At 77.3% G+C, this 20,447-nt stretch carries 18 protein-coding genes; 8 read left to right on the forward strand and 10 right to left on the reverse strand.

Annotated elements, in window-relative coordinates:
- Positions 1–33: 33 nt before the first annotated feature.
- Positions 34–276, reverse strand: coding sequence for a DUF397 domain-containing protein (locus ACGF15_RS07595; RefSeq protein ID WP_362615736.1), 243 nt, complete (start codon positions 274–276; stop codon positions 34–36).
- A gap of 136 nt (positions 277–412) precedes the next feature.
- Between ACGF15_RS07595 and ACGF15_RS07600 the strand changes: the two genes are divergently transcribed.
- On the forward strand, positions 413–973 hold the full coding sequence (locus tag ACGF15_RS07600; protein WP_392797150.1) for an ATP-binding protein: 561 nt from the start codon (positions 413–415) through the stop codon (positions 971–973).
- A 196-nt stretch (positions 974–1,169) separates the two neighbouring features.
- Positions 1,170–1,865, forward strand: coding sequence for a class E sortase (locus ACGF15_RS07605; RefSeq protein WP_345615329.1), 696 nt, complete (start codon positions 1,170–1,172; stop codon positions 1,863–1,865).
- A 58-nt stretch (positions 1,866–1,923) separates the two neighbouring features.
- On the opposite strand, the gene ACGF15_RS07610 is transcribed toward ACGF15_RS07605, so the two are convergent.
- From ACGF15_RS07610 to ACGF15_RS07630, 5 genes are all read right to left on the reverse strand, one after another.
- The gene (locus ACGF15_RS07610; protein WP_392797151.1) at positions 1,924–2,661 is read right to left on the reverse strand and encodes an SDR family NAD(P)-dependent oxidoreductase; all 738 of its coding nucleotides are present in this window, start codon (positions 2,659–2,661) and stop codon (positions 1,924–1,926) included.
- 311 nt (positions 2,662–2,972) lie between these two features.
- On the reverse strand, positions 2,973–5,255 hold the full coding sequence (locus ACGF15_RS07615; RefSeq protein ID WP_392797152.1) for an MMPL family transporter: 2,283 nt from the start codon (positions 5,253–5,255) through the stop codon (positions 2,973–2,975).
- Between the two features lie 138 nt (positions 5,256–5,393).
- Positions 5,394–5,576: a hypothetical protein gene (locus ACGF15_RS07620; RefSeq protein WP_345615332.1), complete on the reverse strand. Its 183-nt coding sequence runs from the start codon at positions 5,574–5,576 to the stop codon at positions 5,394–5,396.
- Between the two features lie 135 nt (positions 5,577–5,711).
- Positions 5,712–6,347: a TetR/AcrR family transcriptional regulator gene (locus ACGF15_RS07625; RefSeq protein WP_392797153.1), complete on the reverse strand. Its 636-nt coding sequence runs from the start codon at positions 6,345–6,347 to the stop codon at positions 5,712–5,714.
- Positions 6,344–6,730: a VOC family protein gene (locus ACGF15_RS07630; RefSeq protein WP_345615335.1), complete on the reverse strand. Its 387-nt coding sequence runs from the start codon at positions 6,728–6,730 to the stop codon at positions 6,344–6,346. The genes ACGF15_RS07625 and ACGF15_RS07630 overlap by 4 nt, the downstream gene beginning before the upstream one ends.
- A 182-nt stretch (positions 6,731–6,912) precedes the next feature.
- Here ACGF15_RS07630 and ACGF15_RS07635 point away from each other — a divergent pair, with 182 nt between their 5' ends.
- Positions 6,913–8,547, forward strand: a complete 1,635-nt coding sequence (locus ACGF15_RS07635) for an FAD-dependent monooxygenase (RefSeq protein WP_392797155.1) — start codon at positions 6,913–6,915, stop codon at positions 8,545–8,547.
- 73 nt (positions 8,548–8,620) lie between these two features.
- Here ACGF15_RS07635 and ACGF15_RS07640 read toward each other — a convergent pair whose 3' ends face one another.
- A complete protein-coding gene (locus tag ACGF15_RS07640) occupies positions 8,621–9,769 on the reverse strand; it encodes a S1 family peptidase (RefSeq protein WP_362615180.1) in 1,149 nt (382 codons plus the stop codon).
- Between the two features lie 253 nt (positions 9,770–10,022).
- Here ACGF15_RS07640 and ACGF15_RS07645 point away from each other — a divergent pair, with 253 nt between their 5' ends.
- Together ACGF15_RS07645 and ACGF15_RS07650 are read left to right on the forward strand one after the other, a co-directional pair.
- Positions 10,023–11,711, forward strand: coding sequence for a serine/threonine-protein kinase (locus ACGF15_RS07645; protein ID WP_362615182.1), 1,689 nt, complete (start codon positions 10,023–10,025; stop codon positions 11,709–11,711).
- Complete coding sequence (locus tag ACGF15_RS07650) at positions 11,708–12,988, forward strand: hypothetical protein (RefSeq protein WP_392797158.1); 1,281 nt, start codon at positions 11,708–11,710, stop codon at positions 12,986–12,988. Before ACGF15_RS07645 ends, ACGF15_RS07650 begins: the two co-directional genes overlap by 4 nt.
- Positions 12,989–13,062: 74 nt before the next feature.
- On the opposite strand, the gene ACGF15_RS07655 is transcribed toward ACGF15_RS07650, so the two are convergent.
- The 3 genes from ACGF15_RS07655 to ACGF15_RS07665 form a co-directional block, all read right to left on the reverse strand.
- Positions 13,063–14,082 (reverse strand): lytic polysaccharide monooxygenase, encoded by a 1,020-nt coding sequence (locus ACGF15_RS07655; protein WP_392797160.1) that lies wholly within the window; start codon positions 14,080–14,082, stop codon positions 13,063–13,065.
- Positions 14,083–14,190: 108 nt separating this feature from the next.
- The gene (locus ACGF15_RS07660; protein ID WP_392797161.1) at positions 14,191–15,093 is read right to left on the reverse strand and encodes an endonuclease/exonuclease/phosphatase family protein; all 903 of its coding nucleotides are present in this window, start codon (positions 15,091–15,093) and stop codon (positions 14,191–14,193) included.
- 334 nt (positions 15,094–15,427) lie between these two features.
- On the reverse strand, positions 15,428–16,159 hold the full coding sequence (locus ACGF15_RS07665; RefSeq protein WP_345615342.1) for a class I SAM-dependent methyltransferase: 732 nt from the start codon (positions 16,157–16,159) through the stop codon (positions 15,428–15,430).
- 497 nt (positions 16,160–16,656) lie between these two features.
- Here ACGF15_RS07665 and ACGF15_RS07670 point away from each other — a divergent pair, with 497 nt between their 5' ends.
- From ACGF15_RS07670 to secD, 3 genes are all read left to right on the forward strand, one after another.
- Positions 16,657–17,304 (forward strand): DUF4360 domain-containing protein, encoded by a 648-nt coding sequence (locus ACGF15_RS07670; RefSeq protein WP_345615343.1) that lies wholly within the window; start codon positions 16,657–16,659, stop codon positions 17,302–17,304.
- A gap of 141 nt (positions 17,305–17,445) precedes the next feature.
- A complete protein-coding gene (locus ACGF15_RS07675) occupies positions 17,446–17,868 on the forward strand; it encodes a hypothetical protein (RefSeq protein ID WP_362615747.1) in 423 nt (140 codons plus the stop codon).
- Between the two features lie 129 nt (positions 17,869–17,997).
- On the forward strand, positions 17,998–20,310 hold the full coding sequence (gene secD / locus ACGF15_RS07680; protein WP_392797163.1) for a protein translocase subunit SecD: 2,313 nt from the start codon (positions 17,998–18,000) through the stop codon (positions 20,308–20,310).
- Positions 20,311–20,447 lie beyond the last annotated feature (137 nt).

The raw sequence follows: 20,447 nt of genomic DNA on the forward strand, positions 1-20,447 counted from the left end.
CCAAGGGCCGATGGGCCCTGACCCGGACGGCTTTCAGCCGACGACGGAGTCGAACTCGCCGTCTCTCGCACCGGCCACGAACGCGGCGACCTCCTCGCGCGTATAGACCAGGGCCGGCCCCTCGGGGTCGCGGGAGTTGCGCACCGCGATCCGGCCGTCGGGGAGCGTCGCCAGCTCCACGCAGTTGCCGGTGGCGTTGCTGTGACTGCTCTTGATCCATGCAGCACCGGTCAGTTCCCCGGCCGGCATTCCGTTGGTGAACTCCACTCGCGCCATCCCCTCGCTCGCTCGTACTCCGGTTACGCGAATCCGCCACTGCAATCCCAGATGCAATTGCATCGCGGAACACGCCTCGACAATACTCGTCCCGCGCCGGCTGTCGAACAGCGAATCCTGCAGGGAGACATGACCCGTGACGATCCATCGGCAGAACCGCCGCCCCTACGGCACCCCCGCCACCGGGGCACCTCCGCACGCCCCGGCGCCCGCACCACCGCCGCAGCGGCCCTCCCCGCTCTGCTCCCACCGGCCCGGATGCGGCGCGGGAGGCCGGGAGCTGCCGGGAGGCTTCGCCGCCTGCGGCCTCTCCGGCCACCCCCGCAACGCGGGGCAGGCCCGGCGGTTCGTCGCCGACACCCTCGACGCCTGGTCGCTGACGGCGCTCGGCGCGGACATGGAACTGGTCGTCACCGAACTCGTCTCGAACGCCGTCCGCCACGGACTGGGCACGGACGCGGCCGCGACGGACTTCCCCGTGTGGCTGGGCCTGTTCCGGCACCCGGGGCACCTGGTGTGCGCGGTGGCGGACCCCAGCCCCGCACCGCCCCGGCCGCGCGAGGCGGGCGAGTGCGCGACGGGCGGCCGCGGGCTCGCCCTGATCGGCGCACTCAGCGAGGCCTGGTCCTGGTGCCCGACCGCCCCCCACGGCAAGACGGTCTGGGCCTCGCTGCCGCTCCCCCGGACGGGGGCGTGAGCCGCCCCGGCACGGCCGCAGCACGCCCGGACGGCAGCGGACCGACCCCGGCCGCTTCGGGAGCTTTCCCCCTGGAAAAGCCGGTGATGTCCGATACGATGGAACACCTGATCGATCTCCGGTCCGATTCCGGGGACCGCTCCCGGCGCCCGCCCCGAGGGCGCCCGCCCCGTCCCCGGCCCGGATCCGGATGCCCATGAGACCGCTGCGCCCCGTCACCGCCGTGCTGGCCGGAGTCTGCGCGTCCGCCGCGCTCGCCGCGGGCTGCGCCGCGCCCTCCGCTCCCCCCTCGGGTTCCGACCGCCCCGCGGTCCCGGCCTCCGTGGCCGCTCCCGCGGCCGTGCGCGAGGCGCCCTCGGAGCCGTCGCCCTCCCCCGAGGACGCGCGCACCCGCACGGCGCTGCTGTCCGTACCCGCGATCGGCCTGGAGGACCTGCGGGTCGTGCCGTACGAGGGGACCACCGACGACTGGCCCGGCACCCGGATACAGAACCGCGGGGTCGCGGCCAGCCCCTACGGACCGGACGGCGGTGTGGGTCCCGGGCAGGTCGGCAACTACCTGGTGACCGCGCACCGCCTCTCGGCGGGCGGTCCGCTGCGCGAGCTGCCCGCGCTGGAGGCGGGCGACCTGGTGCGGGTGTCCGACGGGAACCGCGTGTACGAGTACGAGATCACCGAGACCCGGTGGACCTCGTTCCGGTCCGAGCGCTCGCTCGCCGAGCAGCGGGCCGCGGTCCCCGGGCATCCCGGTGAGCGCCCCACCCGGGCGATGATCACCCTGTCGACCTGCGCGACGCCGGAGGACGACGCCGCGGGCAACTACTGGCGCGACGACCGGGGCAACCCCGAGCACCGCATCGACAAGGTGGGCGTGCTGCGCGCCACGCGCTGATCCGGCCGACCGGCCGGCGGCCCGTGACCCGCCGCCGCCCCCTCCCGGCGGGAGGCCCTCACATGCCCCCGGCGACCCGGAGGACCGCGCCCGTCGTGAAGGACGCCTCCTCGGAGAGGAGCCAGGCCACGGCCCCCGAGATCTCGTCCGGTCGGCCGGCGCGGCCGAGGGGGATGGCCCTCGCCACCCTCTCGGGCCGGTCCGGGTCCTCGTGGAAGTCGGTACGGACGGTGCCGGGGGCCACGCAGTTGACCCTGATCCCGTCGGCGGCGACCTCCTTGGCGAGGCCGACGGTCAGGGTGTCGACCGCCGCCTTGGCCGCCGCGTAGTGGACGTACTCGCCCGGGCTGCCCAGGGTGGCGGCCGCGGAGGAGACGTTCACGATGGCACCGCCGCCCGCGGCGGTCATGTCCCGTACGGCACGGCGGGCGCAGAGCAGGTATCCGAGGACGTTGACCTCCAGCGCCCGGCGCATGCCCTCGGCGTCCGCCCCGGCGAGCGGCCCGAGGGGGCCGGGCACCCCGGCGTTGTTCACCAGGCCGGTCACGGTGCCGAGTCCGGCGGCCCGGTCGAACAGGGCGTCCACCGCCCGCTCGTCGGCGGTGTCGACGCAGACGGCCAGCGCGCGGCCGCCCGCGGCGGCGACGGCCGCCTCGACCCGCCGGGCCGCCCCGCGGTCGCTGCGGTAGCCGACGACCAGGTCGTGCCCCCCGGCCGCCAGACGCGCGCAGACCGCGGCTCCGATCCCCCGGCTGCCCCCGGTCACCACGGTCAGCCGCCGCTCACGTCCCGCCACTGCCCCTCCTCCTGGTTCGCTCCCGGTCGCGTACGCCGTGCTCCGGTGCCGTGCTCTGCGGACGGCCGGTCCGGCGGTGGTGGCCGCCGGTGGCCGGGGAGCGCAGGACACCCGGCCCGCGTGGCCGTCGTACGGGATCGGCGCATCGGGGGGATCGTACGGCCTCGTGCCCCTCGCGGTGCGGCACGGGCTGCGGGGCCGGCCGCCACCGCACCGCGAGGGGCACGAGGCAGCCGGCGACGGCGGCACGGGGCGCGCGCCCGTCCGGGCCGACGCGCCGGCGTCGAGGCCCCCTCGCCGCCGCGGTCCGGTCAGGGGCGCGAGCCGGGGCGCGCGGCCCCGGCGGTGGCGTCGCCCTCGGGATCGACATGGGGCAGGATCCGGTCCAGCCAGCGCGGCGTCCACCATGCGGACTTGCCGAGCAAGGTCATGGCGGCGGGCACCAGCAGCAGCCGGACCACGGTGGCGTCGATGAGCACGCTCGCCGCCAGCCCCAGACCCAGCATCTTGACCACGATGTTGTCGCTGATCAGGAAGGCGGCGAAGACGCTCACCATGATCAGTGCCGCGCAGGTGATCACCCGGGCCGTGATCTCCAGCGCGTGGGCCACGCTGGCCTTCGCCTCGCCGGTGCGCAGCCAGGCCTCGTGGACCCGGGAGAGCAGGAAGATCTCGTAGTCCATGCTGAGCCCGAAGACGATGGCGAACATCATCATCGGCACATAGCTCTCGATGGGCACCTTGCCCGACACCCCCAGCGCGGGGCCGCCCCAGCCCCATTGGAAGACGGCCACCAGGACGCCGTAGGAAGCGGCGATGGAGAGCACGTTCAGCACGGCGGCCTTCACGGCCACCAGCACCCCGCGGAAGACGGTCAGGATGACCAGGAAGGCCAGCCCGACGACGACGGCGATGATCAGGGGCAGCCGGCTGGAGACGATGTCCAGGAAGTCGACCTGCGCGGCCGTGGTGCCGGTGACGTAGGTGCTGGCCGCCGTGCCCTCGACGGCGCCCGGCAGCACGTCGTCGGAGAGGTGGTTGGTCAGCTGCGTGGTGCGCTCGTCCTGGGGCGCGGCGACGGAGTAGGCGGTCGCGATCAGCACGTCCTGGTCGGAGGTGGGCCGGGGCGTGGTGATGGTGAGGGCGTCCGGCACGTCCTTCAGGGCGTCCTGGAGCTTGGTGGCCAGCTCCGAGCGGTCCGAGGCGGGCACGTCGGTCTGGTCGACGACCAGGGTCAGCGGGCCGTTGGAGCCGGGCCCGAAGGCGTCGGACATGAGGTCGTAGGCCCGCCGGTCGGTGAAGGACTTGGGGTCGGCGCCGTCGCCGATGTGGCCGAGCTGGATGGAGAACAGCGGGATCGCCAGCACCGCGAGCACCGCGATCCCGCCCCCGAGGTACCACCAGGGGCGGCGCTCCACGCGCTGGGCGTAGCGGTGCCAGGTGCCGGTCGCCTGCTCGCCGGGACCCGCGTCGGTCTCCGCGACCGGCTTGCGCACGTGGTAGCGGTCGAGGGTGCGGCCCATCAGCCCCAGCAGGGCGGGGACGAGGGTGAGCGCGCCGAGGACGGCGGTCACCACGGTCACGGCCGCGGCCAGGCCGAGCTTGCCGATGAAGGCGAGGCCCGAGACCCACAGGCCGGACAGGGCGATCACGACGGTGGTGCCGGAGACGAGGACGGCGCGCCCGCTGGTGGCCGCGGCCGTGCCGGCGGCGGTCACCGGGTCCATGCCGTGCATCAGGTTCTGGCGGTGCCGGGTGATCAGGAACAGGGCGTAGTCGATGCCGACGCCGAGTCCGATCATGGTGGCGAGGGTGGGCGACACGGTGGCGAAGGTGGTCGCCGCGGCGAGCAGGCCCAGCAGGCCCAGTCCGCACACCACCGCCACGAGCGCGGAGAGGAGGGGCAGGACGGCGGCGATCACGCTGCCGAAGCCGATGAGCAGCACCAGGATCGCCACGCCGAAGCCGATGGCCTCGCTGAGGCGGTCGTCGGGCTGGGGGCGGGCCAGTTCACCGAGGGTGCCGCCGTACTCGACCGTCACCCCCGCCGAGCGCATCGGCGCCACGGCCTCGTCCACTCCGTCGAGGTAGGAGCTGCCGAGGGTGGAGGGCTGGGTGTCGAAGCGGATGGTGATGTAGGCGGTCTTGCCGTCCGTGGAGAGCGGGCCGACGTCGGGGGTGCCCGCGGGCTGCGAGGGCGGCTGGGAGCCGGGCGGCGGCAGCGGGTCCTGGACGGCCAGTACGTGGGGCAGCTTCTCCAGGTCGCCGACGGACTCCGTGATCGGGGAGGCGCTGTCGGTCAGCGGCTTGTCCTGGTCGTTGAGGACGATCTGGGCGCTGTAGCCGCCGGCGGCGGGCTCGTGGGCGCGCAGCACGTCGAGCCCTTCCTGCGACTGCGTGCCGGGCAGGGCGAAGTTGTCCGAGTAGCTGCCGCCGAACGCCCGGTCCAGGCCCTGGGCCGCGGCGAGGGCCGCGACCCACAGCACGAGGACGACGACCGCGTGGCGGGCGCACCACTCGCCGGTGCGGCGCAGCAGCCCCGTGCGGTGCGGGTGGTCCGGCGGGGCGGGAGGGGGTGGTGCCTGCGACGGCATACGGCTGCTCCCGTTGGGGGTGGGGGGCCGGTGGGGCGGGACGGCGTCACGGCCGGGGGGCCGGCCGGGGCGGGCTGTGCTCCCGTCCGACGGGGCGGGGCGCGCCCGTGGGTGCGCCCCGCCCCGGACGGGCCCGGATCAGCTCCGGCGGTCCCGGTCCTCGTCCAGCATCTCCTGGCGCGGCTCGCGCTCCGGGCGGCCGCGCTCCTGCCGGCCGGGCTCGCGGGACTCGCGGCCGCGCTCCCTGCCCTCGCCCATGCGCTTCTGGGCCTCGGCCTTGAGCTGCTCGGCCTTGTCCTGGAACTGGTCCTTGATACCCATCGCTCTCTCCTTCGAGCTGGTCGATCGGGGCGGACTCAGCCTTGCACGGCGGAACACCATGCGCATATCAGAGCAATACGGACAGTAACCCGGGCCGCCGCGGTGGGGCGGGGGCCGGGTCCGGTGGGGCGGGGGTCAGTGGAGGTGGCGCAGGGCCGGGGGTGTCTCGCTGACGCGTACCAGCCGCTCGTAGTCCACGGCGGCGCCGCGCAGGACGAGGTCGACCAGCGGCCCCGCGGACCGCGGCTCCTGCGGGCCGCCGCCCAGCAGGGCCCGCTGGTAGACGGTGGAGGCGAGCAGGTCGACCAGCATGCGGGGGTCGGTGTCCGGCCGCAGGTCGCCCCGGTCCACCGCCCGCCGCACGGCCGCCTCCGCCGCCTGCAGGCCGGGGGCCACCACCGACTCCACCAGCCTGCGGTGCAGTGCGGCGTCGTGCGCGCAGTCGGCGAGCAGCGGGGCGAGGACGCCGGGCGGGAGGCGGTGGTGGAGGGACTCGGCGAGCAGCCGGACGCTCCGGGCGAGGTCGCACCGCGTGCACCCGGTGTCGGGCACCGGGGGGACGGCCAGGGCGGAGGCCAGGGCCTCCACCACGAGGCTCTGGCGGTTCGGCCAGCGGCGGCGCACGGTCGGCTTGGTGGTCCCGGCCCGCGCGGCCACCGCCTCCAGGGTGAAGCCCGGGTAGCCGCGCTCCCGCAGCACGGCGAGGGTCGCGGACAGGACCGCGGCGTCGATCGCGGGATCGCGCGGGCGCCCGGCCGCGGCCGGGCTCACGCCGCCGCGTCCTGCGGGTAGTAGCGCAGTTCGACGGTGTTGCCGTCGGGGTCGCGCACGTAGACGGAGCGGGCGTCCCCGCGGGCGCCGAAGCGGGTGACGGGCCCCTCCAGGACCGTGAACCGGCCCGAGTCCAGGACCTCCTGCCAGTCGAGGGGGTCGACGACGAGGCAGATGTGGTCGACGTTGGACCCGCCGCGGGGCCGCTGCACCAGGTCGATGATCGCCGTCGGGCTGATCCGGACCGAGGGGAACGGCGCGGAGCCCGCCCGCCACTCCTCCACCCGCTCCGGCTCCAGCCCGAGCGGACCGCAGTAGAAGGCCAGCGACCTCTCCACGTCCTCGACGTTCAGCACCAGATGGTCGAAGTCCCTGACGCGCACGGCGGCCTCCCCTGCCTCGCAGTATTACGTTCCGTTCCGGACCGGAATCCTATGCGGGGCCGCGGTACGCGGGCAAGCGCGCCCGGGACCGCGCCGGACTCGCCCGCCCGCGGCGGCGGCGCGACCATGGGACGTGCACGGGGACCGCCGGGCGGGCAGCCGGGCCCGAGACGGGAGGCACCATGGCGCACGTCGACGTCCTGGTGGCCGGCGCCGGCCCGGTCGGGCTGACCGCCGCCCTGGAGCTCAGGCGGCAGGGGGTCACCTGCCGGGTGGTCGACCGGCTCCCCGCCCGCCTCCCCTACGCCAGGGCCGTCGGCGTCCAGCCCCGGACCCTGGAGCTCTGGGACCGCGCCGGTGTGGCGCGGGACGCGCTGGACGCGGCGGTTCCCCTGCGCGGCCAGATCGCCTGTGTGGACGGTGCCGACCCCGTCCGCATGGAGCTGGTGCTGCCGCCCGAGGTCCCCTACGGATTCGCCGCGCTCCCGCAGAACGAGACGGAGCGGATCCTGGACGAGCACCTGCGGCGTCTCGGGACCCGGGTCGAACGGGGCACGGAGCTGGTGTCGTTCAGCCAGGACGAGGGAGGGGTGTGGAGCAGGCTCGTGCTGCCCTCGGGCGACGGCGAGGAGGTCAGGTCCCGCTTCCTCGTCGGCTGCGACGGCGCGCACAGCGCGGTCCGCAAGGGCCTCGGGCTCGCCTTCGAGGGCGGGGCGCTCCCCGAGGAGTACATGCTCGCCGACGTCGAGGTCGACTGGGACATGCCCCCGGGATACGGCGTGCGGGTCCTCGCCCACGACGCCGGCGGCGCCGAGGACGTGCTCGTCGGCATCCCGCTGCCCGGCCGCTCCCGCTACCGCCTGTCGATGGCGGCGGCCCCCGAGCTGCGCACCCGGCCGGACCGGGAGGCAGGGGCCGTCGTCCACGGCCTGGGCGGCGGCGCGGTGCCCGGACTGCACCATGTGCAGGCCGTGCTGGACCGGCTGGCGCCCGGTCCGGCGACCGCCGCGCGGCTGCGCTGGTCGTCGGTGTTCCGCATCAGCCACCGGATCGTGGACCGCTACGGCAGCGGCCGGGTCTTCGTGGCGGGGGACGCGGCCCACATCCATCCGCCCACCGGGGCGCAGGGGATGAACACCGGCATCCAGGACGCGGTGAACCTGGCCTGGAAGCTGGCACTCGCGGTCTCGGGCACCGCGCACCCGGGGCTGCTGGACAGCTATGACGCCGAGCGCCGGCCGGTCGGCGCGGAGGTGGTCGGCCGCACCGTGCGGCATGCCGCGGGCGGCGGCGTGCAGAGCGACCCGGAGGACCCGGCGCGGCTGCTGCTGCGGGAGGCGCAGCTGCTCGTCGGCTACCGCGGCGGCCCCGTCACGGGAGCACCCGGGGAGACACCCGGGGAGTCCGCCGGCCCCCGTTCCGGTGACCGCGCGCCCGACTGCGGCGGGCTGGCCGGTGCGATCGCCGCCTATCCGGTGCGGCTGTTCGACCTGCTGCGCGACACGGCGGGCCATGTGCTCCTGCTGTACGCGCCGGCCGCGGACGCCCTCGCGGACTTCGCCGGGGCGGTCGCCGCGGTGCGGCGCGCGACCCGCGGCGGGGCGGGAGTCCGCGCGGTGACCGCCGGGCCCCGGCCCCCGGGCGGAACGCCCCCCTTCCCGGTGTGGGCGGACACGGCAGGGGAGTTCCGGCGGGTGTACGCGGTCCGGGCGCCGACCGGCTTCCTGATCCGCCCGGACGGCTATCTGGGGCTGCGCTTCGGCCCCGGCGGTACGGAGCGGTGCGAGAAGTACTTCGCCCGGATCCTGCGCCCCTGACCCCTCGGCGCCCACCGGGAGGCCCGCCCGTGCGGGGGCGGGCCTCCGTACGGCGGCGGGGGTCCGGCGGCGGTCAGGCGGTGTGGAGGCGCAGCCCGTAGCGGGCCAGGATCTCGCCCACCGGCTGGTGCCAGGTCTCCCCGCCGGTGCGGCAGTTGCCCCAGCCGCCGGAGGTCACGCCCTGCGCCTGGTCGCCGCTGATGAAGGAGCCGCCTGAGTCGCCCGGCTCGGCGCAGACGCTCGTCCTGGTCATCTGGTGCACGGCGCCCTGGCTGTAGTTGACGGTCTCGTTCCTGGCGAGGACGCGGCCGCAGTGCCAGCGGGTGGTGGAGCCGGAGCGGCAGACGGAGGCGCCGACGGGTGCCTCGGCGGACCCGCGGACCAGCTGGTCGGGGACCGTGCCCCAGCCCAGCACGACCGGGACCGTCCACCAGCCGCTGCCGACGCTCACCCAGGCGTAGTCGTTCCCGGGGAAGGACGAGCCCTGGAAGGTGCCGATGTGGGAGCCGTCCCAGCCGCGCACCGCCGCACCGGGGCTGCCGCAGTGGCCCGCGGTGACGAAGCCCCCGTGCACCGAGAAGCCGATGGAGCAGCGGACGTTGCCGGTGTAGTAGGGGTCGCCGCCCACGGTGCCGGCGGCGAAGGGCCGAGGCGCCGCGCCCACCTCCGCCACCCGCACCGGACCGGCCTCGCGCGCCCGCGCCAGGAAGGCGAGGACATCGTTGTCGGCCTTCCGGGAGGCGACCACGTTCACCACCACCCGGCCGGCCCGCGGATCGACGTGCCAGCTGCTCACGCCCTTCGGCGCCGGGAGGGCGTCGATCTCGGCCTTGGCCGCGTCGAGGCTGCGGGCGGTGCGGCCGGTGATCCGCGCGTCCGCACCGGCGGCACGGACGGCCGGGACGCGCGAGGCGTCCGTGACGGCCACCGTCAGGCGGCCGGTGCGCTCGTCGAACCACGCGCCGCCGTAGGAGGCCCCGGCGGCGCGGCGGGCGGCGGGCTCGACGGCCGCCGCGGCCCGCTCCGCCGCCAGGCGGTCCCGTGCACTGCCCGGGGCGAGCCGGAGATCGCGCTCCATGGCGTCGAGGAGACCGGCGGAGAAGGCGCCGGGGGCGGGGGACGGCTCCGGCGAGGAGGCGGCGGCGGGACCGGCGACGGCTGCCCAGGAGGCCAGTACGAGCAGCGCGGACAGGCCCGCGCGCAGGGCTGTTGTGCGTCTCACGGTGTCGGCCTTTCGGTTGTTCCTGCAGGGTGGGGGCGGAACGGACACGTACTGAGAGCGCTCTCAGGAAGCACCTGGGGCGGAGCGTAGCCGACCGTGCACTTCAGGTCCATGCCAATCGATAGGATTCGGACGCACCGTCCCGGGCGTGGCGGGAACCAGCCGCACTGTGGGCGGTGTCCCTCTCCGGGAGGGTGCACCGACCGGTGCGAGGCCGCACGGTGCGGCGAGACTCCTGTGCGGGGGTGACGCGATGAACGAGTGGGCGGTGCCGGGGTACACGCACTCCCGGGACCTGGGCGCCGGGGCGGGCGGGCGTGTGGTGCTCGCGGTCCATGAGGCGACCGGCGTCCCGGTCGCGGTGAAGTACCTCGGGGAGCGGCTGCGCCAGGACTCCGGGTTCGTCCGCGAGTTCCGGGCCGAGGCCCGGCTGCTGGGCGCCCTGGACTCGCCCCATGTCGCCCGGCTCTACGAGTACGTGGAGGCGCCTGCGGGCGCCGCCATCGTGATGGAGCTCGTCGACGGCATCGCCCTGCGCGCCCTGCTGGCGCAGGAGGGGGCGACCGGCCCCGAGGCCGCGCTCACCGTGCTCAAGGGGTCCCTGCTGGGGCTGGCCGCGGCCCACGGGCAGGGCGTGGTGCACCGCGACTACAAGCCGGAGAACGTCCTGGTCGCCGCCGACGGCACCTCCAAGCTCGTGGACTTCGGCATCGCCGCGCGCAGCGGCACCACGCCCGGTGTGGCCGGCACGCCCTCGTACATGGCGCCCGAGCAGTGGCAGGGCGGCACGGCCTCCCCCGCGACCGACGTCTACGCGGCCACCGCGGTGTTCTTCGAGTGCCTGACCGGCCGCAAGCCCTACCGCGGAGAGAACTTCGCCGAGCTGGCGCTCCAGCACATCGAGGGCCCGGTCCCGCTCCAGGAGGCCCCGGAGCCCGTCCGTCCGCTCCTGGGACGCGGCCTGGCGAAGTCCCCGCAGGACCGGCCCGCGCACGCCGCGGCCTTCGTCGCGGAGCTGGAGGAGGCCGCGGCAGCGGCCTACGGACCGGACTGGGAGGAGCGCGGCCAGCGGCGGCTCGCCGCGCTCACCGCGCTGCTGCCGCTGCTGCTCCCCTCGGCGGGCGGCCCGGCGGGCGTGGCCGACGCGGCGACCACGGCCCTCGCTCCGGCGGGCCCGGCGCCGGGCGCCGGCGGCTGGCTGACGCCCGGCCTGCGCCGGGTGCTGGCCGGGGTGGCGGCGGCGGTCGCCGCGGCCGTGGTGGCGGCCCTCGCCCTCTCCCCCCAGGCGGCCGCGGACCGCCCCCGGGCCGCGGCCGAGGTCCTGGCGACCACCAGCGCGGCTCCGCCGGCGCCCGGGGCGGCGCCCTCCGCTCCCCCGGCGCCCGCGTCCTCGGGGCCCGAGGGCACGCCGAGCCCGTCGCCGAGCGTGGGCGGCAGCGTCTCCCCGCTGCCCTCGCTGGTGGCTCCCTCCCCTTCCCCGGCATGGCCCACCCCGCCACCGCCCCCGTCCCCGAGCGGTCCCGCGACCGGGACTCCGAGCGCGCCGCCGACGACGGCCGCCCCGCCCGAGCCGTCGCCCGAGCCCCCGGCGCCCACCCGCCCGGCCCCCGACGACGTGCGGGTGGTCTCGGTGACCGTGACCTCGCTGCGTCAGACGGGATCGAGCACGGCTGCCGCCGTCGTGGAGGTGGTGACCGAGGGGACGGGCCCGGTGACGATCGGCGTCGCCTGGTCCAGCTCCTTCGAGAAGGGCACGCCGGGCGTGCCCGAGGGGACGCAGTCCCTCACGCGCAGCGGGGCCTCGCGCTACACGGTGGAGGTGGCGCACACCTTCCTGGGCAAGGGGTGCTACTGGGGCGTCACGGCCTCGACGGATCCCGCGGCCGGGCAGGGCGGCGGCCTCCAGCAGATCATGGCGCGGCGGGGGTGCCCGGTCGGATGAGCACGCCCGGAGCCCCGCGCGGCGGGGAGGACGAGACGGTGCACCTCGGCGGCGACGGAGGAGGGGCCGCCGACGGGCCCGGCCGCGGTCCCGAGGACCGCGACCGGCAGGACGGGCGGACGGGCGGCACCGGCGGCGGCACCGCGCGTGCGCAGGACCCGGGCGAGGACACCGTCCGGCTCGACGGCGCGGCCCCACCGCCGCCCGCCGGGTCCGGGACGGTGCGGCTCGGCAAGGGGCCGGGGGCCCTGCCCGGCGCCACCGCCCGCCCCGAGGACGGGACCGTCCGGCAGGAGGAGGCCGCAGCGGCCGGAGGACCCGAGGGGGCCCTGCCGCCGGAGGGCGCAGGCGGCGGCACCGCGCGTGCGCAGGGCCCGGGCGAGGACACCGTCCGGCTCGACGGCGCGGCCCCACCGCCGCCCGCCGGGTCCGGGACGGTGCGGCTGCGGCGCCCGGCCGGGGCGGCGCCGGCCGAGCCGGGCACCGTACGCCTGACCGGCGGGGCCGCTCCCCCGGCCGACGCGGGGAGCGCGCCCCCCGGCAGTGCGGCCGGGTCGGGCGCTCCGGCGCACGGCGCGGCCCCGGAGGCGGAGCCGGAGGGCTACAGCGCCACCGCGCTCGGCAGCCACTGGTTCGAGGGACCGTCCGCCGACGGGACCGGCACCACACGGCGCGATCCGCGTCCGCCGGGCCCTTCGCCGGAGCCCGGCGCGACGGTCCCCGCGCCCGGCCCCACGGCACCGGGTGGGGCCGAGCCCGACCGTGTGGACGGGGAGGTGCTGCGCTTCGGCCCGGGCGTGACCGCGGTGATGGACGGACGGGGCCCCGCGACGGCCGCCGCGGTCTGGCACGGCCCCACCCCCGGTCCGGCGCCCGTCCCGGTCCGCGGGCGGGCCCTTCGGCGGTACGCCCTCGCCGGGGGCGTCCTTCTCGCGGTGCTCGCCTTCCTCGCCTGGCAGCGCCTGCCCACCGTGGCCGTCCGCTCGGTGTCCGTGCAGGCGCCCGAAGCCGGGCCCGGGTGCGGGGAGACCGCGGACGTGGTGGCCGTGGTGCGCACCAACGGCCGCCCGGGGACCCTCGCCTACCGGTGGGTGCGCAGCGACGGGTCGTCCTCCGGCCGGCTCGAGGAGCGGGTGGAGCGGGGCCGCGACGAGGTGCGGCTGCACCTGCTGTGGACGTTCCGGGGCCGGGGCACCCTGCCCGCCCGTGCCGAGCTGAGGATCGAGTCGCCGGGGCTCCACACCGCCGCGGCCGGGTTCGTGTACCGCTGCCCCTGAGCACCGGCGCGCCCCACGAGGCGCCCGCCGGGCCCGCGCGGCCGTCGGACGACGGGCCGTCCGGCGACGGGCCCTCAGACGGCGCGGCGGCGCAGCAGTACGGCCCCACAGAGCGAGGCGAGGGCGAGGACGCCGGCCACGCCTCCGGCGAGGATGCCGACGGCCTTGTCGTCGGCGAGTCGTTCCAGGGCCGTCGGCGCGGTGCGCGGCGGGGCGGGCTGCGCCCCGGCCTGCGGGGGCCCGGCCGGCGCGTCGCCGCCTGCTCCGGCGGAGGGCTCCGCGCCGCCGGGTTCGCCGGCGGCGCCGTCCGGGTCGGAGGGCGGGGGCGGCTCGTGGGCCGAGGGCCCCGCGCCGGGTGGCTCCTGGGCGCCCCCGCCCCCGCCCCCGTCCTCGCCCTCGCCCTCGCCGGAGGGCACCGGGAGCGTGGAGGGCTCTCCGCTTCCCGGCCTGAGCACCACGTCGGAGCAGGAGTAGTAGGTGTCCGGGGTGTCCGTGTTGCGCCAGACGGTGTACAGGACATGACGTCCCGTCAGGTTCTCGGGGAGCCGGAAGCGGATGCGGTAGCGGCCGTCGCGCAGGGGCGGGTCGGTGACCGTGGCGAGCGGGCGGGGCGAGAGCGCGCCCCAGGTGAGCGGGGCCGCGGGGTCCCGTCCCTGGCGTGTGGCGTACACGGTGAAGGTCCCCCGGTGGGCGATGGTGGCGCGGTAGGTCATCGTGACCGCGGCCCCCTGCCGCAGGAGCGTGGCGGGCCAGTCGGCCCGCGCGAGGTCCAGCCCGCGGTAGCGCCCGAGACCGGCGCTGCACAGGCGCCCGTCCGGGATCAGGCTCCGGTCGCGGCCGGCCACGCCCGCCACCCGGAGGTCGTCCCACGGCCCGAGGGCGCCCCCGGGGCTCGCGGCGGCGGCCGCACGGCACGCGGCGGTTGCGCGGAGTTCGGCGCTCCCGGCGCCGCAGGCGGCGGCCCTGCTGACCGGGTCGGTCGGGGCGCCGTGGGCGGCGGCGGGAGCCGCCGCCGGGGCGAGCAGCAGGAAGGGCACGGCGAGCGCGGCGGACACGGCGGTCGCGGCGGGCGAGGGTGCGCGGTGCTGGTTCACGGCGGCCTCCTGGGGCGGGGATCGCCGCTCAGTACGGACGGCGGCGCCCCGGTGTTCAGCCGGCGCCGCCTCCGGGACCGCCCCGCCCCGGGACGGGCGGACGCCCCGTCAGAGGCGGATCCGGGCGACGACGGGCAGATGGTCGCTGCCGGTGGCGGGCAGCGGGTCGATCCGCACGACGTCGGCGCCCCGGGCGAGGACGTGGTCGATGCGGGCCACGGGCAGCGACGCGGGCCAGCTGAACGCGAAGCCGGGCCCGTGCACGCCCAGCCGGGAGGTGACGGGGGCCAGCCCCCGGTCGTCGACGGTGCCGTTGAGGTCGCCGAGGAGGAGGGTGCGCTCCGCGCCGTCCTTCGCGAGCACCCCGCCCAGCAGGGCCGCGGCCTCGTCGCGGGGCCCGGACCTGAGCCCCTCGGGCACGCCGAGGCGCATCGACGGCAGGTGGGCCACATAGACGGCGAGGTCGCCGGAGGGGGCGCGCAGGGTCGCCCGCAGGCCGCGGTTCCACGCCGGGTCGAACCCCCGAGGCCTGATCTCCACGCGGCGTGCGTCCTGCAGCGGATGGACCGACCACAGACCGACGCTGCCCACCACCGCATGGTGGGGGTAGCGGGGCTCCAGCACCTCGCGGTAGGCGGGCAGGGCCCCGGGGGTCAGCTCCTGCAGGGCGATGAGCTCGGGTGCGGCCCGCAGCAGGGCCCGGGCGGTCCCGGCGGGGTCGGCGTTCTCGTCGCTCACGTTGTGCTGGACCGCGGTCAGGTCGTGGCCACCCGGGCCGGCGGGCAGGAGCATCGGGCCGAAGAGCACGAGCCAGGCCGCGAGGGGCAGCGCGGAGGCGGCCAGTGCCGCCGGCGCGCGGCGCAGCAGGGCGGCGGCCGCCAGCAGGAGGGCGGGCGCGCCCAGCCAGGGCAGGAAGGTCTCCAGCAGACTGCCGGCCCGGGGGCCGGCGTTGGGGACCGCACCGGGGAGGACGAGGAGCACGGCGGTGAGCACGGCGCAGCCGGCGGTCACCGCGCCGCGCCGCCGCCCGCGGGCGGAGCCGGTCCGCGGCATCCGGGCCCGCGGCACGCGAAGGCCCCGTCGCGGGCCGGGGGCGGCCGGCCCCGGGGGGTCGGCGGCGGTCGCGGGCGCACCGCCCGCCCGGGGCGCCCCGGCGCTGCGCGCACCGGCGCCCCCGGCCGCCGCGTCACCCATGAGCCCCGCCCCCTCGTCCGCGCCCCTCACCCCGTCGGGATCGCCTCCCGCGATCCTGCCAGACGCCGCGGGGCGCGGCGGCACACGGGGGCGCGCCGCTGCGGCCCTGCGGGCCCGGCGCCGGAAGCCCGCAGCCGCGCGGGCGGGCCGCTCAAGGGCGCCGGGCGAGGAGCAGGCGGGCCCTCGGGGCGCCGCCCGGGAGGGTCCCCAGGGGGGTGAGCGGCACCGACTCCACCGCGAATCCGCACCGCCGGAGGTCCGCGAGGACGCCCGAGAGCGGGAAGGTCCGGTAGTACATCACGAACGGCGGACGCCGGAGGGTGTTGCGGACGCGCATCGCGGCGTCGAAGCCGAGCAGGCTCCAGTAGCCCCGCGACCCGGGGCGCGGAGGGGCGGTGACGGGGAAGGCGAAGCAGCCCCCGGGCCGCAGTGCCGCGTGCACCGAGGAGAACAGCGCGGGGCGCTCGGCGGGCAGGAAGTGGCCGAAGGCGCCGAAGCTCACGGCGAGGTCGTAGCCGCCGCGGAACGGCAGGGCCCGGGCATCGGCCTGCACCCAGTCGACGGCGGGGCCGCCGCCCGGTGCGCGGGCGGCCGCCTGCCGCGCGCGGGCCAGCATCCCGGCGCTGAAGTCGACGCCGGTCACCCGCTCCCGGCACAACGGGGACAGCACCGCGAGACCCGCTCCCGTGCCGCAGCACACGTCGAGACCGGCGCCGAAGGGCCCCCGCGGGCCCAGCTCCGCGGCGACGGCGGCCAGGATCCTGTCGGGCGTGCGGAAGGGGGTGGCGTCGAAGGAGGGCGCGAGCAGGTCGTATCCGCGCCGGGTCGAGGAGAGGGCCTGCACGGCGAGTTCCCGCACCGTGGGTCCCTGGGGAGAGAACATCACCGCAAGCCTAAGGGCACGCGGTCCCCGGGGGACCGGCATACGCCGAACCCGCGCACCGCACTGCCGAGCCGCCCCGCCCCGCACTGCCGAGCCGCCCTCGGGGCCGGGAGCGGCCGGGAGCGGCCGGGCGGGCCCGGGGGCGTGCCGGGCCGGGCCGCGGGGTGGCGCACCCTCGGTTCCCGGCCATTCACCGGCCTCCGCGCGGGCCGCCAATGGCCGGGGCCGCGCTGGTCCGCGGGGCCCGCGGCTTCCTAGCATTCGACGCACTCCCGGTGCTCGCCGCCGGGAGCGCCCCGTGCACGGCGGCCGCCGAGGCCACGAATGTCATGTGCATGATTATTCAACCATCGGCGGGCCGCCGCAGCCACACCGCACGCTCGATCCGACGCAAGCAGGACGGCCGCTCCCCCGCGGGGGAGCGGCCGCACCCCCCGCCCGGTCCGGCGCCCGCGACGGCGCCGGACCGGGTCACCCCAGCAACGGATGGGAGACGCATGAGAGCCCCGATCCTGGTGGGCGGAGCAGTCGCCGCTCTGTTCGCCTCGGCGCTGCCCGCGGAGGCCGGCCCCACGATCCCCGACCCGCCGTCCGACAAGATCGTCATCGACGTCGCCACGGTCAACGGCTCGGGCTGCCCGCTCGGCACGGCGGCCGTCGCGGTATCGGAGGACAACACGGCCTTCACCGTGACCTACAGCGACTACCTGGCCCAGGTCGGCGGCGGCGCACCGCCCACCGCGGCCAGGAAGAACTGCCAGCTCAGCCTGCTCGTGCACGTGCCGGGCGGTTTCACCTACGCCATCGCGAGCGCCGACTACCGCGGCTACGCCTCGCTCCAGCCGGGCGCCCACAGCACCGAGAAGGCCTCGTACTACTTCCAGGGCTCGCCGAACACCGAGTCGCGCTCGCACGTCTTCGACGGCCCGTACGAGGACAACTGGCAGGCCACGGACGAGACCGACTGGGCCCAGCTCGTCTGGGCCCCCTGCGGCGTGCAGCGGAACTTCAACATCAACACCGAGATCCGCGTCAGCGCCGGCACGTCCGACCCGGCGGCCACCAGCTACATGACCATGGACTCGACCGACGGCGACATCAGCACCATCTACCACCTGGCCTGGAAGGAGTGCCCCGGCACCTGATACCGCACGCGCCGCCCCGGCCGGGCTCCCCCTCCCGGCCGGGGCCTCTTCCCGCCCCCGGGCACCACGGCCGCCGACGTGGCCTACGCTGTGGGCGGCAGGGGTGGTCCGGGCTCAGCACCGGCACACGGAGGGGGACCGATGGACAGGCGCAGACCGCCGACGGCTCCCGCCCTGCTGACCACCCTGCTCCTGGGACTGGCCTCCGCGGTCACGGCCGTCTGCGGGCCCGTCCACGCGGCCTGGGCCGCCACCGCGCGCCCCGCCTCCGCCGCCTCCCCGGCCCCGGCCGCCTGGCCCGTCCGCGGCACCACCGCCCGGACCGAGGAGCTCCACGCCCCCGCGCACACCGCACCGGACGCGGCCGTCCGGCACGGCGCCGGCTCCGAGCAGCCCGTACGCCATCCGGCGGCGCCACCGGCCCTGGCCCCCGGCCGCGCAGCCGCCCCGCCGCTCCCGGGCGGCACCGACCGGGCCCGGCCCGCACAGGACCGCGCGCCGCCCCGGGACACCCTCGGCGCCCGCCACGGCCGGGCGCCCCCCTCCACCCGGCACCACCGCTGACGTTCCCCGCGCCCGGCCGCACCCGCCGTGCGGACGCCGGGCGCACCTTCCTCGCGTCCGCCCGTCCCGGGCCGCGCCGCCGTGCCCGTGCGGCCGCGCGCCGCCCCGGGACCGCCCGTGGAGTCACCCATGACCTCTCGCCGTGCCACGTTCTGGCGTGCGCTGCTCGCGCTCGCCGTCGTCGGCCTCTCGCTCTACGCAGCCCTCACCACCCCGCCGCGCCTCGGCCTCGACCTCCGGGGCGGCACCCGCATCGTCCTCGAAGCCCGCGACGCACCGACCGTGCGCGCCGACGCCGAAGCCACCGACCGCGCCCTGGAGGTGCTGCGGCGCCGGGTCGACAGCCTCGGTGTCGCCGAACCCTCCCTGGCCCGCTCCGGCGAGCGGCGCATCGTCGTCGAGCTGCCGGGCGTCCAGGACCCCCGCGAGGCCGCCGAGGTGATCGGCCGGACCGCCCAGCTGACCTTCCACCCCGTCATCTCGGCCGCCGAGGCGGCGGCCGGACCCGCGGAGGACGGCTCGCGCACCCTCGCCGACCCCGACGCGCCGGGCGCCTTCCTGAGCCTCGGACCGCCCGCGCTCACCGGCGACGGCGTCGAGGACGCCGAGGCGGTGCTCGACACCCAGACGGGCCGCGGCTGGACCGTCGACCTCGCCTTCCGCGACGCGGCCGGCAAGAGCTGGGCCGAACTGACCGGCGAGGCCGCGTGCGCCGCGCCCGGGGATCCCGCGCGGCGGGTGGCGATCGTGCTCGACGAGCAGATCGTGTCGGCCCCCGGCATGGAGGCCGGTGTCCCGTGCGGGGCCGGGATCGCCGGGGGCGCGACGCAGATCACGGGCGGCTTCTCCGCGGAGGAGGCGCGCGACCTCGCCGCTCTGGTCAAGGGCGGCGCCCTGCCGGTCCCGGTGACGGTGATCGAGCAGAGCACCGTCGGCCCCACCCTCGGTGCCGAGGCGATCCGGGCCAGCGCCCTGGCCGCGCTGATCGGGCTCGCCTGCACGGGGCTGTTCATCATCGCCGTCTACCGGCTGCTCGGGCTGCTGGCGACCGTCGCGCTCGGGCTGTACGGCCTCATCTCCTACGCCGCCGTGGTCACGCTCGGCGCCACCCTGACGCTGCCCGGGCTCGCGGGCTTCGTCCTCGCCATCGGCATCGCCGTGGACGCCAACGTCCTGGTGTTCGAACGCGCCCGGGAGGAGTACACCGCGCCGGGCGCCCGCAGCGCCCCCCGCGATCTGCGGCGCCCGCTGCTCACCGGCTTCTCCCGGGCCTGGAGCGCCGTCGCCGACTCCAACGTGACCACGCTGCTGGCCGCCGCGCTGCTGTTCGTCTTCGCCACCGGACCGGTCAAGGGCTTCGGGGTGACGCTGGTGATCGGGGTGCTGGCCTCCATGCTGTCGGCCATGGTCATCACCCGGCTGCTCGCCGAGTGGGCCGTGCGCCGCAAGGCGGTGGCACGGCGCCCCGCGCTGACCGGGATGGCGGGCACCGGGCGGCTCCGCGCACGGCTCACCGCGCGTCCGCCGCGGCTGATGCGCCACCGCAGGCGCTGGCTGGCGGTCTGCGGCGGGCTGCTGGTCCTGGCCGCGGCGGGCATCGGGATCCGGGGCCTGGACTTCGGCGTCGAGTTCACCGGCGGGCGCATCGTGCAGTACGCGGCCGAGCGGCCGATCGACGCGGACACCGCCCGCGCGGCCGTCGTCGACGCCGGCTACCCCCAGGCCGTCGTGCAGACCACGGACGACGACGAGGTCTCGGTCCGCACCAAGCAGACCGGCGACGAGGACCAGCAGCGCATCCGCGAGGCCCTCCAGGAATCCGGCGGCCCCCTGACCGTGGAGCGGGACGACCTGATCGGCCCCAGCCTCGGCAGCGAGCTGCGCACCTACGCGCTCATCGCGCTGGGGATCGCGGTGGCCGCCCAGATGCTCTATCTGAGCATCCGGTTCCGGTGGACCTTCGCCGCGGCGGCGGTGGTCGCCATGGCGCAGGACGTGCTCCTGGTGGTGGGCCTGTTCGCATGGCTGGGCAAACCCGTCGACAGCGTCTTCCTGGCGGCCCTGCTGACCGTCGTCGGCTACTCCGTCAACGACACCGTGGTGGTACTGGACCGCCTGCGCGAGCTGCGGCGCACCGGGACCCGGCTCGAGTGGCCGGAGCTCGCCGACCGGGCGGTCGCCCAGACCCTCCCCCGCACCGTGAACACGGGCATGGGCGCCCTGTTCGTGCTGCTCGCGCTCGCGTTCCTGGGCGGTGACTCGCTGGCCGACTTCTCGGTGGCGCTGATCGCGGGTGTGCTGGTCGGCATGGCGTCCACCGTGTTCACCGCGATGCCCGTGGTCGTGGGACTGCAGTCCCGCTTCCCCGGGAGCCGGGGCACGGCGTCCGCGGGCGGGAGCGCCGCGGCCCGCCCGCGGCCGAACGACGGCGCGGTGGTCTGAGCCGCGCCGGCGGCACTCCCCCCGGCATCGGCGTGGCGGGCCCCGCAGGCCCGGCCGGGCGGCGCGGGGCCCACCCCCGGGGGGGGGGGCCGGCGCGGGCCGCCCCCCCCCCCCCCGGGCCCGGGCCGCCGGGCACC

The organism is Streptomyces sp. NPDC048001, from assembly GCF_043203115.1.
Lineage (GTDB): Bacteria > Actinomycetota > Actinomycetes > Streptomycetales > Streptomycetaceae > Streptomyces > Streptomyces sanyensis.